Source organism: Streptomyces achromogenes, from assembly GCF_030816715.1.
GTDB classification, from domain to species: Bacteria; Actinomycetota; Actinomycetes; order Streptomycetales; family Streptomycetaceae; genus Streptomyces; species Streptomyces achromogenes_A.
Map to the genome: position 1 here is coordinate 4,708,447 of NZ_JAUSYH010000001.1, position 16,739 is coordinate 4,725,185.

Below are 16,739 nucleotides of genomic sequence, written 5' to 3' on the forward strand. Positions count from 1 at the left end.
AGAGCCGGAGAACTGAGCACACGCCACCTCAGCGTCCATGTGACGCCTCCCCGGATGTCGTGTGCGCGTCATTCGTAATTTATATACGCCGCATACTCCTCGGCACAAGAGATCCTGGGAATCTCAAGAAGACCTCAAGTCCCCGAGAATGAGGCGCGAAGGGTGAAACTCGCTGGAGCAGGCGGTTCGTCGTGTCAGGTTTCAACCGGCACCCGTCACAGCAACCTCGATTCGTCAGAGGTGGTGACTGAGCGTTTTCAGCGGTGCCGCTCCAGGGCGAGGATGGCGGCTGCGATTGACGACATTCGGTTCGGACTGCATCGGGCTTTGCGGAAGATCCGCCAGGACTTCAGTCGTGCGACGCCTCGCTCGACCGGTGCGGGTGCCGCCGAGAGCGTGCGGTTGACGGTTTGCCGGGTGGGTGTGAGGTGGCGGCCTGGTGGGCGTCGGCGTGGTGTTGTCACCCATGGGCCGGCTCCGATGTAGGCGCGGTCGGCGAGGATCGGGATGCCCTGGCGTTCACAGATTCGGATGATTCGGTGAGTGCGGGCCGCGGTCAGGTCGTGCGCGCGGCCGGGCAGGGCGGGTGAGATCCACAGCAGCCGTCCGGCTGGATCAGTCACGACCTGCACGTTCACGCCGTGGCGTCGGTGTTTTTGGGAGAAGTCGGCCCGGCTGTCGCCGGCCCGGTCGCATTCCGCGAGGGGGCCGTCGAGCAGGACGTAGTCGGGGTCTGCTTCGCGCAGGGTTCGCAGGAGTCCGGGGTCGGCGAGCAGGGCGATGACGGCAGTCGTGTAGGCGTGGGAGTGCGGCAGGATAGGCAACCAACAAAGCTCCTGCGCCGATGGGTTGAGACGTCGAACACCTCCCTCAACGGCACAGGAGCCTTGCCCGTTGCGGACGCCGCGTCGTCACCCGATCAGTGGCCACTCTGAAAGAGCTCACTGCCTGACCGGGCTACCGGTTCGCCCTGTTTGTTCTACGTGATCGCGGACGAGGCTAAGAGCTTCGACAGGAGCATCGCTCGGGACCCGTGTCCTAGCAGTGAGTTCTGCGGCCTCTTCGTCCCCTCGGCAGGCCAACGTGCTGATGGCCTGGCTGCCATCCCTGGACCGTAGGCCCGGGCTCTGACAGTGACATCACAGTGCACGCTTTCCAACTGTGGTGGTGGTCCGGGGGTGCCTCGGACGGGGCCGTTCACCTGGGTTCATGGACGGCCGGTCGTGAGGTCGGCTTCCGGCTGCGGTCTCGTCTGAACGACCGTGAACGGCGCTGAATGAGACGGCAACCGAGACGGATGGCGGGGCCGGGCTCGCCAGCATCGTCGCTGTTGAAGGGGGAGTCATGGCACTGGTCCGCAAGGGATCACGACGGATCGTTGTCGACGGTACGGCCTACCGCTGGCGGCTGCGAGGCCGGCCGACGTACTTCCAGGGCTTGGCCTGGTCGCCGTGCACGTTCGCGGTTGAGCATGCGGAGACCCCTGGCATGACGCTTGTGATCTCCACCGACCAGCCGCATCCGAGCAACTGGTTCGGCCGAGAGGCTGAGCCTGTACGTCCGTCCGTTGTTGCCGCGGCTGTTCGGCTTGCCCTGCGTGAGGGTTGGACTCCGACGGCTCCGGGCTCCGTGTTCCACCTTGACCAGTCCTCCGGCTTCACGCCTTCGCACTGAAGGAGAGGAATCGGAGTGCACTGTCAGTCTGGACTGAGTCGGGAGTAAACGGTGTTGTACGCACACGAGGTGGTCCTGAACGAGCTCGCGCAGGGACTCAGGCCGACGGCCGAGGGGGTCGAGTGGTTCGAAGGCCGCTCGGAGGATGACCAACGCAAGGTCTTGCAAGCGCTGGTGGAGTTCTGCGGGCAGGCCCGGGCCTGCGAGGACGATGTGCCGGAGAGCATTGCGCGTTCTGGCATTCGTCCCACTCACACGCCGGCGGTGATGCTCACGAAGTGGCGCTTCGGGATGGCAGGGCTTCCGGCCTATGAACTCACCAAGTCCTTCCGCCTGCTCGTCGCCCTCTTCAGCATCGCGGACACTCGCAGGCGGACGCAGCATTGCGCCGATGGGTGCGGTCACGAGTGGCACAACCTGTCGGATCCGCGGCGGGATGCAACCTAGGTGTCTTCTTGCCCTGGATCTTCCCAGGGATCTTGGTGAGCTGGGTTTTTGCTGGTCAGGGGCTGTGGGCCCATGCGCCTAGTGGTCGTCGTTGGTCATCATTGGCCACTGTCAAGCGACCTCGGACGGCCCAGGGACGGCCCAGCCAGGTGCCAATCGGCGGCACGGCGCTCGGATCCTTCCCGCATTCCTCCATCGGGAGCTCCGCCGGCATCTGGAGTCGTTCGCCGAGCCGGGCCCGGACGGGCTGCTGTTCGTGGGAGAGAAGGGTGCTCCCTTCCGGCGCAGCACTTTCGGGCGAAGATGGCGTAAGGCTCGGGAGACCGTCGGCATGCCCGAGGGCTTCCGGTTCTACGACCTCCGTCATACGGGGCACACTCTGTCCACGCGATCCGGTGCCACCCTCAAGGACACGATGGTCCGCGCCGGTCAGTCGTCCGAGAAGGCCGCGCTGATCTATCAGCACTCCGACGACGAACGACAGCAGGAAGTCGCCGCCTGCCTCGACGCCACCGTGCGGAAGGCGCGGGCCGCCGCGGCCGGGAGGGCTCCGGACGGGCCTTCTGGCACGAATCTGGCACGCGGCGAGTGATCACAGAAGACAGCAAAAAGGCCCGGCTCTCTGAGCTGGGCCTTCTTCGTGGAGCGGGTGACGAGAATCGAACTCGCGCTCTCAGCTTGGGAAGCTGATGTTCTACCATTAAACTACACCCGCGTAAGACGCCGGTCTGAACCGGTGTCGGAACGCTCCGTCACTCTACCTCATGCCGGGCCCCGGGCGTCGAAGCCTCGGGGCCCGCCTGCGTCGCGAGGGAGGGATCGGTGTGTGGGCGGCCGGAGTTGGGGCGTACGGTGGTCGCGTGGAAGTGGGGTCGGGCGGGGTCGGAGTGCCGCCTGGAGGGTCGTCCCGTTCGTCCCGTAATGTGGCTTTCGGTGTCCGGCGAGCAGCAGCCGGACGCGGCTCTTGGGGAAGGGACTCATGGACTTGATGGAGCGCACCGTCGTCCGTTGTGCCGACGGGCACGTGTTCAGCACCGCTTCGTTCCCGATGCAGCAGGCCGAGCGGCTCGGTCCCGGACGGCTCGTCCGGTGTCCTCGGTGCGCCCGGTTGCGCAGTGCCGTGCCGGTGATGCTCGAGAAGCGGTAGCGGCGGGCGGAGAACGGAAAGCCCTGGCGCGCGGAGTCGTCCGATGGTGGTCGCTCCGCGCGCCTTGCGTATCCTCGGGACGTGCTTCTCTCAGACAAGGACATCCGGGCCGAGATCGACGCCGGGCGGGTACGGATCGATCCCTACGACGAATCCATGGTGCAGCCGTCGAGCATCGACGTGCGACTCGACCGTTACTTCCGGGTGTTCGAGAACCACCGCTACCCGCACATCGACCCCTCCGTGGAGCAGGCCGACCTGACCCGGCTCGTGGAGCCCGAGGGCGACGAGCCGTTCATCCTCCACCCCGGGGAGTTCGTGCTCGCCTCCACGTACGAGGTCGTCAGCCTCCCCGACGACCTCGCCTCGCGGCTCGAGGGCAAGAGTTCCCTCGGGCGGCTCGGGCTGGTCACCCACTCCACCGCCGGGTTCATCGACCCCGGCTTCTCCGGGCATGTGACGCTCGAGCTGTCCAACCTCGCGACCCTGCCGATCAAGCTGTGGCCCGGTATGAAGATCGGGCAGCTGTGCATGTTCCGGCTCAGTTCGCCGGCCGAGTTCCCCTACGGCAGCGACCGCTACGGGTCCAGATACCAGGGCCAGCGCGGACCGACGGCGTCCCGGTCGTTCCTGAACTTCCACCGGACCCAGGTGTGAGCGACGGCACGGACGACGCGGTACCGGCGCGCGGGACACGCTCGCCGACACGGGAAAGACGCTGAAGCCCGTGCGCGACTTCTGCCTGGACGCCGTCGCAGAGGTGCGCGGCGCCGTCGCCTGCGAGAAGTGACAGTCGCTCGTGTGGAGGCACAGCAGTGATAACCGTTGCCCTGGCCTACAACCCGGTCATGCTCGGTCTCCGGTTCATGCTCGAACCGGCTGCCCTGGGCTCCTTCGCGTTCTGGGCCTGGCGGACAACGGCGTCCCCGTGGCGCTGGATCCTGGTCATTGCCCTACCCGTCGTCATCGGCTGGGCATGGGGAACCTTCGCGGTCTCGGGCGACGAGGCGCGTTCCGGGGACACCGAAGTCGAGACTCCTGGCCCGGTGCGGTTGGTGCTCGAACTCGTGGTCTTCTTCGGCGCTGTCGCTGCGTTGCACGCGGCTCACATGCGGCGCACCGCGATAGGGGGCCTGATGATTCTGGTCCTCTTCCACGTCGCCTCGTACGACCGGATCTGGTGGCTGCTCACCCATTGAACTCGGGCTGAGACTCGCGAATCTCCTCCGGAGTCCACCCTGCCGGTAGCCGCGCGTCTGCCATCCCGTGATGTGGACGTCAGGCCGGCCGGGGCACGATCTTCACTGCCCGGTAGTCGTAGCCGTCCTGCTTGAAGCCAGGGGCTTCCCATTGGAGATCTACACGTTGCCCCGGCGACAGCGTATGGAAGCCCTTCGTCTGGATGTCGGAGTAGTGGCCCCAACAGCCGCCGGGTGTCTGGGGAGAGTCGAGTACCCCCCACCCTTCCTCGTCGTACCACTCACGGACAGTCGCAGACACCATGCAGCGACTCTACGGGGAGCCGGCTGAGTCGGTCACGCCCTCGGAGTCGTCAACGCAGGCGGCGGGCTCGCAGTACCAGGTCGTCGGTGTGGTGCGTGCCGGCGCCGCCCTCGGGCGCCACCCGTGGCCGCTGCTCGTCCACCTCGACCCTCCAGTCGTCGTCGAGCAGGGCGGCGACCATCGAGGGCCAGACGTAGTCGGCCGGGTCGAAGCCGCCGTCGTGCGTCTGCCGGGTGTCCATCCCCGCGTGGTGGACGAGCAGCAGCACGCCGCCGGGCGCGACGGCCGCGAGCAGTGCCCGCTCGGCCGCGGCGCCGGGAGTGCGCAGCAGGGCCGGGTACTGCGCGGAGACCAGGTCGAAGGAGGCCGGCGGGAGCGCCGCTTCGGTGAGTTCGGCGTGTACCCAGCGAACGGCGACGCCGGCGTCCCGCGCGTGCCCCGCCGCCCGCTCCAGTGCCACGCCCGAGACCTCGAGCGCGGTCACGTCCCAGCCGCCGCGCGCGAGCCAGACGGCGTCCGCGCCCTCGCCGCAGCCGACGTCGAGCACTCGCCCGGGTGTCAGCCCGGCGACCTCGGCCACGAGGGCGCCGTTGGGCCGGCCGCTCCACAACCGGTGCCGGTCGGCGTATCGGTCGTCCCACTCCGCCCGCACCGCGGGGTCTCCGACGTAACCGTCGTAACCGTCGCGTGCGTTGTCTTCGTCGTATCCGGTGTGGCCGTCTGCGGCAGCTCGGGGGAGTTCGGGGGCGGGTGTCTCTGCGGTGTTGTCGATCACGGGCCCACGGTCGCTCATCGTGGCCCGGTCGCGCGACCTCTGTTGCCGTTCCGGCAAATCGACGTCCACGGGGGCCGGGGGACAGCACCCCCGGTGCCGTAGACGGCCGTCGGACGGGATTCGACGACGTGCGGCACACGGGTGCTGCCCCTCAGCTCGGCGGTGCGGTCGCCCGGGCGGGGCCCTGAGCCGGTCAGAGGACGGTGTTGAACCTTGAGCCCTCGCCCGCGTAGAGGTCGGTCGTCAGCCGGCTGAACGGGGCTGTGGCCGAGCCGGTCGAGCGGTAGACGTACGTGCCGTTCGGGCCGTGGGCGACCAGGTCGGGGCGGCCGTCGCCGGTGACGTCGCCGGCGCCGACGAGGTGGGGGAAGGCCTTCCAGCCGGAACCGATCCGGACGCGGGAGGTGAAGCCGCCCTTGCCGTTGCCCTGGTACATCCACAGGACGCCCGCGGTGTCGCGGGCCACGAGGTCGCCGGCCGTGCCGCCCGCGATGTCGCCGACGGCGGTGATCCGGTCGTAGATCTGCCAGCCGCCGCCGAGCCGGACGCGGGGGGCGAGGGGGGCGGACGAGCTGCCGGTGCCCTTGTGGAGCCACAGGACGCCGGAGGCGTCGGCGGCGGCTAGGTCGGACCGCCCGTCCCCGGTGAGGTCACTGCCACCGGTGATCATCTTGTAGGACTGCCAGCCGGCGCTGACCTTGACGCGGGAGGCGAAGCTGCCCCTGCCGTTGCCCTGGTACATCCACAGGACGCCCGCGGCGTCGCGCGCGACGAGGTCGCCCGTCGGGGTGCCGGCGAGGTTCCCCACGGCCGCGATCTGGTTGTAGGCCTGCCAACCGCTGCCGACCCGCGCCCGCTTGGCCACGGTCACCCGGCCGTCCGACGACCAGTCGAAGAGGTCGTCCCGCCACAGCACGCCGGAGGCGTCCCGCGCGAGGACGTCCGTGGAACCGTTGTCGGTGAAGTCGTGCGGGTTGGCCTGGCGCGAGACCTGGAGGCTTCCCCGGGCGGTCGCCGGGGCGCCGACGCCGTCGGCCGGGGTGGCGGTGATCTGCCAGGTGTAGGCGCCGTTCGGGGCGCTGACGCCCTCCAGGACGCCGTTCCAGACGAAGCCGAAGCGGCTGTCGGAGACCGGCTGGGGCAGGCGCGCGGTGAGCTTCCCGCCGGTGGCGGTGTGGGTGAGCGTGAGGTCCACGGTGGCGTTCGCGCGGGACAGGGTCCACTCCATCGGGACCGTGGCGCCCGGCTTCTCCAGGCTCACCGCGGTGGGCGCCTTCGACGCGGTCACCTCGACGGCCTTGAGCCGGCCCGTGTCCGCCACGAGTGTGGTGGTCGGGAGGCCGCCGTCGCCCTCGCGGACACGGAACAGCCCGTCGGCGTCGGCCGTGGCGCCGCGCACGAGCAGGGTGCCGTCCGGCGCGTGGGCCACGCTGGAGAAGTGCTTCAGCAGGGTGTACGGCGCGGCGGTGGAGTCGGTGAGGCTCAGGGCGTACAACGGGCTCGGCGTCCCGTCGGCGGCCTTGCCGGGGGCGCCGTAGAGCAGCGTGTCCCGGGTGACGCCGGCGATGACGGCGCCGCTCAGGGAGCTGTCCAGGGCGATCCTCCGGTGGACGAGCGTCCCGTCCACGACGAGTTCGGTGGCACCGGCCCGGTACTCGACCCAGGTCTCGTAGTCGGCGGTGCGGGCGCCGGTCGAGGCCTGGGTCCACGGGGCGGTGTTCGCCCTGCTGCCCGACTCGATCACCGCGTCGCCGCCGACGGTCGTGCGCGTCTTCCAGTACTCGGTCCGGAAGGTCGAGGAGTTGGGGAAGACCCGGTTGCTGCTCAGGACGATCATCACGTCGCTCGTGGCGGCGACGACCTTGAAGTCGATGCTGTAGGGGTTGGACGAGCGCTTCGTCTTCCGGGAGACCCCGTCGACATGGGAGAGCTGCCACAGTTCCTGGTAGCCGCCGCTGCCGGTCGGGACCTTCACGAAGAGGTCGTCGCCGACCACGCCGACGAGCTTCGCGCCGGGCGCGAACTCGGACGCGAGGTCGTAGGACGCGGACCAGGTGGCGCCCTCCCGCATGTCCCGCAGATGGACCGTGCCGCCCCCGTCGCCGGTCACGACGACGTCGGAGGCGCTGTCGTACCCCACGGTGCCCGTGCCGATCGGCAGCACCGAGCCGTCCGCGTACCTGTGCCACTCCAGAGCCCTGCCGCCGGAGTCGTCCACCCGGGTCGTGAGGTATCCGGTGTCGCCGGTGCTGACGACGTCGGCGCCGAGGGGCAGGTTCGCCTCGCCGGCGGTGGCGGTGGCGGCCCCGGTCGTCACGACGGGAGCGGCCATGGCGCCGGGCGAGACCAGCACGCCGGCGCCGACCGTCACGGCGAGAACGGTGGCGGCGCAGGCGCCGAGGCGACGTCGGGTGGTGTGTACGGAAGCCAAGGAGGTCCTCTGTGACGAGTCGAGTGGTGGCGCGTGCGCGCGTGCCGCTCGATCGGACCTGCGGGGAGGGAGAGGGGTTGTACGAGTTGCTCGTGATTCTCCGAAGCGCTTCCGGACTCAGGCGGTTCCGGGGGGCTTTGGGGGAAGATCCTCCAAAACCCCCTGACGTCTCCTGGTCACCTCTTGTGCAGCGCCTTCACGCCGTCGGGCTCGAAGTCGTAGACGTAGTCGTTGAGTCGGAGGCCGTCGACCGCGCCGGTCCACATGAAGTCACGGCCCTTGCCCACCGAGACCGTCAGGACGGTCGGCTTGGCGTCGCGCGACGTGAACGCGGCTTTGAGCGCGCTGAAGGTGCAGGGGGTGGCGAGCGCGCAACCCGTCACGGTGCCCGCGTTGCCCGTGAGGAACCAGCCCCCGGTCGTCGTGGCGTCGAGGAACGGGCTCCAGCTGTTCACGGTCGGGGACGCCGCCGGCAGCCACACCAGAGAGGAGTAGTCGGAGGTGCTGTTCAGGTTCGGGTCGATCTCGATCCTGATGTTCGGCATGTTCGTCACGCCGCCGTACGAGATGTTCTCGCCCGTCTGGAAGACGTGGAATCCCGCTCGGCGCAGGCTCAGCAGCGACTTGCCGTAGAAGTCCACCTCGTTGCCGAAGTCGACCTTCTCGGTGACCGACGGATTCACCCCCGGAGCCGCGCCCACCACCTCGATGCCGAGGCTGCCACGGCCGTACGGCGGCCGTGCGGACGTGCCGGTCACGCCGAACGAGCCGAACGGCCCGTTGCGCAGCGCGGCGACGGGGGAGCCGATCGTGTTGCGGGTGATCACGCCCCAGTGATCGGCGCGGGCGCGGCCGTCGTCCGTACCGGCGACCGCGGTTCCCGGAAGGATCATGGCGATGACGGCGACCAGCAGGGCGGCCACGAGCACCGGTCCCCGCCTCAAGACAAAGCGAGCTTTCACGCGCACTCCCAGTACGAGGTGGTAGGGGGCAGTCACGTTAACTGACGCTCTGTAGTCAACACGGTGCGACATGCAGCTGATGTGACATTTGCGCCCGTCCGTGGCGCGCGGTTCGTCGCTCTCGGTCATCACTTCGGGGTAGATGAAAGGGCCCTCGCCTTCGCGGCAGGGCCCTTTCACGTGACTGCCGTGCGTGCCGGTACCGGCAGCCGGCGCCCGGGGTCGGTCCTAGAACGTGCCCAGCTTCACGATCGACAGCAGCGCGATCAGCTGGATCGACGACGCGCCCAGTGCCTTCGGCCACGGCAGGTCGTGGGAGCGGCTGACCATCATGGTCAGCAGGGCGCCGGCGGCCACCCACGTCGCCCACCCGAGCAGCTGCACGAACGACGCGTCGCCGCCGAAGAACATCGCGACGACCAGCCGCGGTGCGTCCGTCAGGGACATGATCAGCATGGAGAGGCCGACGGTGGGCTGCCACGCGCCGTCGCCGCCGAGCTGACGGGCCAGCGTGTGGGTGACCACGCCCAGCACGAACGAGCTCAGGACCATCGCGACGGCCGTCGTCAGGACGATCGGGACGGCGTTGGAGAGCGTCGCGTTTATGGCGTCCGAGCGGGCGCCGTCGAAGCCGAAGACCGCGAGCAGGCCGTAGAGGAACGTGACGACGAGGGCGGGGCCCCACATCGTGTAGTCCCGCATCTGGAGGAACGTCTGCTGGGGGGCGAGGACGATGCCCTTCAGCAGTGCCTTCCAGTGCAGGCGCGGGCCGACCGGGCCGGCCGGCGCCGACCCGGCGTGGTAGGTGCCGCCCTGGCTGTACTGGTCGTACTGCTGGTGGTCGTCGATCGAGAAGGCCTGGGTGTGGCCCGGGTTGTTCGCGGCGTACGGGTCGTGCGGGACGCCGCCGTGTCCGCCGGGGCCGCCCGGGGCGCCGTACGGCGCGTCGCCGCCGAAGTACTCCGGCTCCTCGCCGCCCCGGCCGCCGTGGCCGCCGCCGTTCGCCTGCGGCCACTGGCCGCCGCCCGCGCCGCCGTACTGCGGGCGCTGCGGGTACGGCTGCTGGGCCGACGGGTAGCCGTAGGACGGCCCGGAGGAACCCGACGGTCCCGCGGGACCCGACGGTCCTGAGGGCCGCGACGGTCCCTGGGGCGCCTGCTGCCCGTACGGAGGGTGTTGCGGTCGCGTTTGCGGGGCGCGGTTCTCCCGGCCGCCGCGTCCGATCCTGAATCCAGCCACGCCTTCGAACGTACCTGCTCCCGCAGGGTGACGCGCCAACGCCGCCGTTCGCGCACGGCTTTGCTGCCGACCTGTGACATCCCCTAAGGGGAGTAACGGGGCTGGATCGGGTGGTTCTTCAGGGAGTGTCTCGGGGTGCCGTAGGGGTGTGGAGTGCAGGGCGGAGGGAACGGCGACGCCCCCGTGTCCGGGTGGGACACGGGGGCGTCGGCACGGCCGTCCGGGCTGCTCACCGGCCGGTGCGCGGGCCGGTGAGCGGGTCACTTCACCGGCTGGGGCTCCGGCTCGCTCTCGCTCTCCGACTCGCCCGCCGGGGGCTCGTCGTCGACCGGGGTCTTGACCGACTCCAGGAGGAGCTGGGAGACGTCCACGACCTGGATGGACTCCTTGGCCTTGCCCTCGTTCTTCTTGCCGTTGACCGAGTCGGTCAACATGACGAGGCAGAACGGGCAGGCGGTGGAGACGATGTCGGGGTTGAGGGAGAGGGCTTCGTCGACGCGCTCGTTGTTGATGCGCTTGCCGATCCGCTCCTCCATCCACATCCGCGCGCCGCCGGCGCCGCAGCAGAAGCCGCGCTCCTTGTGGCGGTGCATCTCCTCGTTCCGCAGACCCGGGACGCTCGCGATGATCTCGCGCGGCGGCGTGTAGATCTTGTTGTGCCGGCCCAGGTAGCAGGGGTCGTGGTAGGTGATGATGCCCTCGACCGGGGTCACCGGGATCAGCTTGCCCTCGTCGACGAGGTGCTGGAGCAGCTGGGTGTGGTGGATGACCTCGTAGTCGCCGCCGAGCTGCGGGTACTCGTTGCCGATGGTGTTGAGGCAGTGCGGGCAGGTGGCGACGATCTTCTTCGCCGACTTCGGCTTGGCGGACTCCGGGACGACCTTGCCGTCGTCGTCCAGTTCCTCGCCGAACGCCATGTTCAGCGCCATGACGTTCTCCATGCCGAGCTCCTGGAACAGGGGCTCGTTGCCGAGACGGCGGGCGGAGTCACCGGTGCACTTCTCGTCGCCGCCCATGATCGCGAACTTGACGCCCGCGATGTGCAGCAGCTCGGCGAAGGCCTTCGTCGTCTTCTTGGCGCGGTCCTCGAGGGCGCCCGCGCAGCCGACCCAGTACAGGTACTCGACCTCGGTGAGGTCCTCGATGTCCTGGCCGACGACCGGCACCTCGAAGTCGACCTCCTTGAGCCACTCCAGGCGCTGCTTCTTCGCCAGGCCCCAGGGGTTGCCCTTCTTCTCCAGGTTCTTGAGCATCGTGCCCGCCTCGGACGGGAACGCGGACTCGATCATCACCTGGTAGCGGCGCATGTCGACGATGTGGTCGACGTGCTCGATGTCGACGGGGCACTGCTCGACGCAGGCGCCGCAGGTGGTGCAGGACCACAGGACGTCGGGGTCGATGACGCCGTTCTCCTCGGCGGTGCCGACGAGGGGCCGCTCGGCCTCGGCGAGAGCGGCCGCGGGGACGTCCTTGAGCTGCTCCGCGGAGGCCTTCTCGTCGCCTTCCATGGTCTTGCCGCCGCCCGCCAGCAGGTACGGGGCCTTGGCGTGCGCGTGGTCGCGCAGCGACATGATGAGGAGCTTGGGGGAGAGCGGCTTGCCGGTGTTCCAGGCGGGGCACTGCGACTGGCAGCGGCCGCACTCGGTGCAGGTGGAGAAGTCCAGCAGGCCCTTCCAGGAGAACTGCTCGACCTGGGAGACGCCGAAGACGTCGTCGTCGCCGGGGTCGGTGAAGTCGATCGGCTTGCCGCCGGACGTCATCGGCTGCAACGCCCCCAGCGCCGTCCCGCCGGTCGCCTCGCGCTTGAACCAGATGTTCGGGAACGCCAGGAAGCGGTGCCAGGCCACGCCCATGTTGGTGTTGAGCGAGACGACGATCATCCAGATGAACGAGGTGCTGATCTTCACCATCGCGGTGAAGTAGACCAGCGTCTGGAGAGTGGGGACGCTCAGCCCCTTGAAGGCCAGCACCAGGGGGTACGAGGCGAAGTACCCGGCCTCGTAGCCGTCCACGTGGTGGAGGGCGCCCTCGAGGCCGCGCAGCGTGTAGATCGCGAGGCCGATGGTGAGGATGACGTACTCGACGAAGTACGCCTGGCCCGCCTTGGAGCCCGCGAAGCGGGACTTGCGGCCCGGGCGCGACGGCAGGTTCAGCAGGCGGATCACGATGAGCACGGCGATGCCGAGGATCGTCATGACGCCGATGAACTCGGTGTACATCTCCAGCGGCAGCCAGTCGCCGACGACCGGCAGCGTCCAGTCGGCCTGGAACAGCTGGCCGAAGGCCTGCGCCAGGGTCGGCGGCAGGGTCAGGAAGCCGACGGCGACGAACCAGTGGGCGAAGCCGACGATGCCCCAGCGGTTCATCCGCGTGTGGCCGAGGAATTCCCGTACCAGGGTCACGCTGCGCGCGTAGGGGTTGTCGGTCCGGGCGCCGGCCGGGAGCGGCTGGCCCAGCTTGAAGTACCGGACGAACTGACCGATGGCGCGTGCGAGCAGCGCGACGCCGACCACGGTCAGGACCAGCGACACGATGATCGCGGCGAGTTGCATTCGGGGGCTCCTCGGGCCTGCGAGGGGACTTCGATCAGAGATTACTAAGCGGTAACTTATGCAGTCCGTCTGAGAGTACCCCTTATTCTGCGTCGCACTGTAGCGGGGGGCGGAGTGATCTGGGTCGCTGAGGGTTGCCTCAGAATCAAGGCTCAATCCGGCCGTGTTATTCGTACCAAATTGGTACATTTATGACTAATTTATATCCGTGCTCTACGGGATCGCTGCCGCCACCGCCGCCCTGTTCCTCGCCGCCGTCCTCGCCGCGCTGCTGCGCGTGCCCGCCCTGCGACTCGGTCTGACCGACCGACGGCAGCGGCAGCGGCGCGTGCCCCTGGCCGGGGGCGCCGCCGTCGTCCTCGCCACCTGTGCCGTCGCGGTCGCCGGCGACCGGACGGGCGTCGCGCCGCTCGGGGACGGCGTCGAGGTGCTGCTCGCCGCGGGCGGCGCCGTCGCCGCGCTCGGACTGGTCGCGGACGTGTGCCGGCTCAAGACCCGCTTCCTGGCAATCGGCACGGCCGTCGCGGCGGCCTTCGCGGTGCCGTACGGAGAGATGTACGGGGACGCCGGGACGGTCGCCGGGGTGGTCTCCGCGGCGGTGGGCGTCGGCTGGATCACCTTCGTCGCCCTCGCCTTCCGGGCGCTCGACCACGCCGACGGCGTCGCCGGGACGGTCGGCGTGCTCACCGCCTTCGGGGTGGCCGCGTGTGTCGCCGTAGAGGTCATGGACGGACTGGTCGTGCTGCTGAGCGTGCTCGCCGCCGCGCTGACCGGCTTCCTGATGCACAACTGGCCCCCCGCGCGTGTCGCGCTGGGGGCCTGCGGCTCGCTCTTCGCCGGCTTCCTGCTCGCCTCGGCCGCGGTCTTCGCCCGCGCGGGACACGATCCGGTCGTCGGCACCGGGGTCCTGTTCGCGCTCACCGCGGTCGGCGGGGCGGACGTCCTTCTGGTGGCCGTGTCACGGCGGCTGGCCGGACGGCCCCTGCTGCGCGGCGCGCCCGACCATCTCGCCCACCGGCTGCGGCGGCTCGGGCTCACCGCCCAGGGGGCGGCCGTCCTGCTCGGCCTCGCTGCCTTCGGCGCGGTCCTCACGGGCGTGCTGGTGCACGCCGGGGTGGTCGACGTGCAGGCGGTGTCGTGGGTCGCGGGCGGGGCACTCGTCGTCGTGCTCGGGCTGTTGCGGGTTCCGGTGTACGGGCCGCCACGCGCGCGTGGCGGCCGCCTCCGCGGCGCCCGTCGCCCCCGGCGGACGCAGGAGGCCCGCGCCTCCCGGGAGGCGCGGCGCGCGCCCGTGTACGCGCCCCGGCGTCAATCCGAGGCCCGTCCACATCACCCTGAATCCGGTGAACGACGGGCCGGGCGCCCCGTGTCGACGCAGGTCAACGGCTCCTTGCGTGTAAGGAACGGATAAGAGTTGAGTGCGTCCGACTCAGGTCTGTTGACCACACGGTGAGCTTCGTGCACACTTGAGTCCGTTCCACTCAAGTCAGCTGGAGGAAGATCACCATGGCACGTGCGGTCGGCATCGACCTGGGCACAACCAACTCCGTCGTCAGCGTTCTGGAGGGCGGCGAGCCCACCGTCATCACCAACGCCGAGGGTGCCAGGACCACGCCGTCCGTCGTCGCCTTCGCGAAGAACGGTGAAGTCCTCGTGGGCGAGGTCGCGAAGCGGCAGGCGGTCACGAACGTGGACCGGACCATCCGTTCCGTGAAGCGCCACATGGGCACGGACTGGACCATCGAGCTGGACGGGAAGAACTTCAACCCGCAGCAGATGAGCGCCTTCATCCTGCAGAAGCTCAAGCGCGACGCGGAGGCGTACCTGGGCGAGAAGGTGGCCGACGCGGTCATCACCGTCCCGGCGTACTTCAACGACTCCGAGCGCCAGGCGACGAAGGAAGCCGGCGAGATCGCCGGTCTCAACGTCCTGCGCATCGTCAACGAGCCCACCGCGGCCGCCCTCGCGTACGGCCTCGACAAGGACGACCAGACGATCCTCGTCTTCGACCTCGGCGGCGGCACCTTCGACGTGTCCCTCCTGGAGATCGGTGACGGCGTCGTCGAGGTGAAGGCCACCAACGGCGACAACCACCTCGGCGGCGACGACTGGGACCAGCGTGTCGTCGACTACCTGGTGCAGCAGTTCAAGGCCGGCCACGGCGTGGACCTCGCCAAGGACAAGATGGCGCTGCAGCGTCTGCGCGAGGCCGCCGAGAAGGCGAAGATCGAGCTGTCCTCGTCCACCGAGACCTCGATCAACCTGCCCTACATCACGGCGTCCGCCGAGGGCCCGCTGCACCTGGACGAGAAGCTCACCCGCGCCCAGTTCCAGCAGCTGACGGCCGACCTGCTGGAGCGCTGCAAGACGCCGTTCCACAACGTCATCAAGGACGCCGGCATCAACCTCTCCGAGATCGACCACGTCGTTCTCGTCGGCGGTTCGACCCGGATGCCCGCCGTCGCCGAGCTCGTCAAGGAGCTGACCGGCGGTCAGGACGCCAACAAGGGCGTGAACCCGGACGAGGTCGTCGCCATCGGCGCCGCGCTCCAGGCCGGTGTCCTCAAGGGCGAGGTCAAGGACGTCCTGCTCCTCGACGTCACCCCGCTGTCCCTGGGCATCGAGACCAAGGGCGGCATCATGACCAAGCTGATCGAGCGCAACACCACGATCCCGACGAAGCGTTCGGAGATCTTCACCACGGCCGAGGACAACCAGCCGTCGGTGCAGATCCAGGTCTACCAGGGTGAGCGCGAGATCGCGGCTTACAACAAGAAGCTCGGAATGTTCGAGCTGACCGGTCTGCCGCCGGCGCCTCGCGGCGTCCCGCAGATCGAGGTCGCCTTCGACATCGACGCCAACGGCATCATGCACGTGACCGCGAAGGACCTCGGCACGGGCAAGGAGCAGAAGATGACCGTCACCGGCGGCTCCTCGCTGCCGAAGGACGAGGTCGACCGCATGCGCCAGGAGGCCGAGCAGTACGCGGACGAGGACCACCGCCGCCGCGAGGCCGCAGAGGCCCGCAACCAGGGCGAGCAGCTCGTCTACCAGACGGAGAAGTTCCTCAAGGACAACGAGGACAAGGTCCCCGGCGAGGTCAAGACCGAGGTCGAGGCCGCCGTCGAGGAGCTGAAGGCCGCGCTCAAGGGCGAGGACACCGCCGAGATCCGCACGGCCACCGAGAAGGTCGCCGCGGTCTCGCAGAAGGTCGGCCAGGCGATGTACGCCGACGCCCAGGCCGCGCCCGGCGCCGACGCCCCGCAGGGTGACGCCCCGAAGGCGGACGACGACGTCGTGGACGCCGAGATCGTGGACGACGAGCGCAAGGACGGTGCCGCGTGACGGAGGAGACCCCGGGCTTCGAGGAGAAGCCCGACGTCCCCTCCGGCGCCACCCCTGAAGACGCCGAGCCGAAGGCCGCCTCCTCGTCCGCTCCGGCGGACGGGGCGGACGCCCCGGCCGGGGACGCGAACCAGACAGCCGGTCTGGTGGCCCAGCTGGACCAGGTGCGCACCGCCCTCGGCGAGCGCACCGCCGACCTCCAGCGCCTCCAGGCCGAGTACCAGAACTACCGCCGCCGGGTCGAGCGCGACCGGATCGCGGTCAAGGAGATCGCCGTCGCGAACCTCCTGACCGAGCTCCTGCCCGTGCTCGACGACATCGGCCGCGCGCGGGAGCACGGCGAGTTCGTCGGCGGCTTCAAGTCGGTGGGCGAATCGCTGGAGACCGTCGCGGCGAAGATGGGCCTGCAGCAGTTCGGCAAGGAGGGCGAGCCCTTCGACCCGACGATCCACGAAGCCCTGATGCACAGTTACGCGCCCGACGTCACCGAGACGACGTGCGTGGCGATTCTGCAGCCGGGGTATCGGATCGGCGAGCGCACCATCCGCCCCGCGCGGGTGGCCGTCGCCGAACCGCAGCCCGGCGCGCAGGCGGCGAAGGGCGACGAGGCGGAGGCGGGCGACGACAAGGAGAGCGGTGGCCCGGACGAGGGCTGAGCTTGAGC

General features: G+C 69.5%; 12 protein-coding genes, 1 tRNA gene and 3 pseudogenes. 8 read left to right on the plus strand and 8 right to left on the minus strand.

The features are described 5' to 3' along the window. Nucleotides 1-257: 257 nt before the first annotated feature. Nucleotides 258-806: pseudogene (locus QF032_RS21155) on the minus strand (transposase family protein); the annotation flags it as partial. 937 nt (nt 807-1,743) lie between these two features. On the opposite strand from QF032_RS21155, the gene QF032_RS21165 reads away from it, so the two are divergent. Then, nucleotides 1,744-2,121, plus strand: coding sequence for a DUF5958 family protein (locus tag QF032_RS21165; RefSeq protein WP_307044775.1), 378 nt, complete (start codon nt 1,744-1,746; stop codon nt 2,119-2,121). A 175-nt stretch (nt 2,122-2,296) separates the two neighbouring features. Then, a pseudogene (locus QF032_RS21170) lies at nt 2,297-2,713 on the plus strand (tyrosine-type recombinase/integrase); the annotation flags it as partial. A gap of 49 nt (nt 2,714-2,762) precedes the next feature. On the opposite strand, the gene QF032_RS21175 reads toward QF032_RS21170, so the two are convergent. Then, nucleotides 2,763-2,836, minus strand: a tRNA-Gly gene (locus QF032_RS21175). A 513-nt stretch (nt 2,837-3,349) separates the two neighbouring features. Between QF032_RS21175 and dcd the strand changes: the two genes are divergently transcribed. From dcd to QF032_RS21190, 3 genes and pseudogenes are all read left to right on the plus strand, one after another. Beyond that, nucleotides 3,350-3,925, plus strand: a complete 576-nt coding sequence (dcd, locus tag QF032_RS21180) for a dCTP deaminase (RefSeq protein ID WP_057577958.1) — start codon at nt 3,350-3,352, stop codon at nt 3,923-3,925. A gap of 34 nt (nt 3,926-3,959) precedes the next feature. Next, nucleotides 3,960-4,055, plus strand: a pseudogene (locus QF032_RS21185) (phosphoribosyltransferase); the annotation flags it as partial. A gap of 28 nt (nt 4,056-4,083) precedes the next feature. Beyond that, nucleotides 4,084-4,467 carry a YrdB family protein gene (locus QF032_RS21190; protein WP_307057060.1) on the plus strand — a complete coding sequence of 128 codons (384 nt, stop codon included), beginning with the start codon at nt 4,084-4,086 and terminating at the stop codon, nt 4,465-4,467. 79 nt (nt 4,468-4,546) lie between these two features. Here QF032_RS21190 and QF032_RS21195 read toward each other — a convergent pair whose 3' ends face one another. The 6 genes from QF032_RS21195 to QF032_RS21220 all read right to left on the minus strand — a co-directional run bounded on the left by QF032_RS21195 (nt 4,547) and on the right by QF032_RS21220 (nt 12,730). After that, nucleotides 4,547-4,771, minus strand: coding sequence for a cold shock domain-containing protein (locus QF032_RS21195; protein ID WP_307044779.1), 225 nt, complete (start codon nt 4,769-4,771; stop codon nt 4,547-4,549). Nucleotides 4,772-4,820: 49 nt separating this feature from the next. Further along, nucleotides 4,821-5,423: a class I SAM-dependent methyltransferase gene (locus tag QF032_RS21200; RefSeq protein ID WP_307060330.1), complete on the minus strand. Its 603-nt coding sequence runs from the start codon at nt 5,421-5,423 to the stop codon at nt 4,821-4,823. 316 nt (nt 5,424-5,739) lie between these two features. Next, on the minus strand, nt 5,740-7,977 hold the full coding sequence (locus QF032_RS21205; RefSeq protein WP_307057062.1) for an FG-GAP repeat domain-containing protein: 2,238 nt from the start codon (nt 7,975-7,977) through the stop codon (nt 5,740-5,742). A 176-nt stretch (nt 7,978-8,153) separates the two neighbouring features. After that, nucleotides 8,154-8,906: a hypothetical protein gene (locus QF032_RS21210; protein ID WP_307044783.1), complete on the minus strand. Its 753-nt coding sequence runs from the start codon at nt 8,904-8,906 to the stop codon at nt 8,154-8,156. A gap of 261 nt (nt 8,907-9,167) precedes the next feature. Beyond that, complete coding sequence (locus QF032_RS21215; protein ID WP_307057064.1) at nt 9,168-10,178, minus strand: Yip1 family protein; 1,011 nt, start codon at nt 10,176-10,178, stop codon at nt 9,168-9,170. 260 nt (nt 10,179-10,438) lie between these two features. Next, on the minus strand, nt 10,439-12,730 hold the full coding sequence (locus QF032_RS21220; protein ID WP_307057066.1) for a (Fe-S)-binding protein: 2,292 nt from the start codon (nt 12,728-12,730) through the stop codon (nt 10,439-10,441). Nucleotides 12,731-12,938: 208 nt separating this feature from the next. Here QF032_RS21220 and QF032_RS21225 point away from each other — a divergent pair, with 208 nt between their 5' ends. From QF032_RS21225 to grpE, 3 genes are all read left to right on the plus strand, one after another. After that, nucleotides 12,939-14,141, plus strand: coding sequence for an MraY family glycosyltransferase (locus QF032_RS21225; protein ID WP_307057068.1), 1,203 nt, complete (start codon nt 12,939-12,941; stop codon nt 14,139-14,141). Nucleotides 14,142-14,236: 95 nt separating this feature from the next. Further along, nucleotides 14,237-16,075: a molecular chaperone DnaK gene (gene dnaK, locus QF032_RS21230; protein ID WP_057577951.1), complete on the plus strand. Its 1,839-nt coding sequence runs from the start codon at nt 14,237-14,239 to the stop codon at nt 16,073-16,075. Next, nucleotides 16,072-16,731 (plus strand): nucleotide exchange factor GrpE, encoded by a 660-nt coding sequence (gene grpE / locus QF032_RS21235; protein ID WP_306950300.1) that lies wholly within the window; start codon nt 16,072-16,074, stop codon nt 16,729-16,731. The genes dnaK and grpE overlap by 4 nt, the downstream gene beginning before the upstream one ends. Nucleotides 16,732-16,739: the final 8 nt, after the last annotated feature.

Excerpts from the sequence above, each read along its gene's own strand:
- QF032_RS21220 (WP_307057066.1), bottom strand. The coding sequence starts at position 12,730 with ATGCAACTCGCCGCGATCATCGTGTCGCTGGTCCTGACCGTGGTCGGC.
- QF032_RS21195 (WP_307044779.1), bottom strand. The coding sequence starts at position 4,771 with ATGGTGTCTGCGACTGTCCGTGAGTGGTACGACGAGGAAGGGTGGGGG.
- dnaK (WP_057577951.1), top strand. The coding sequence starts at position 14,237 with ATGGCACGTGCGGTCGGCATCGACCTGGGCACAACCAACTCCGTCGTC.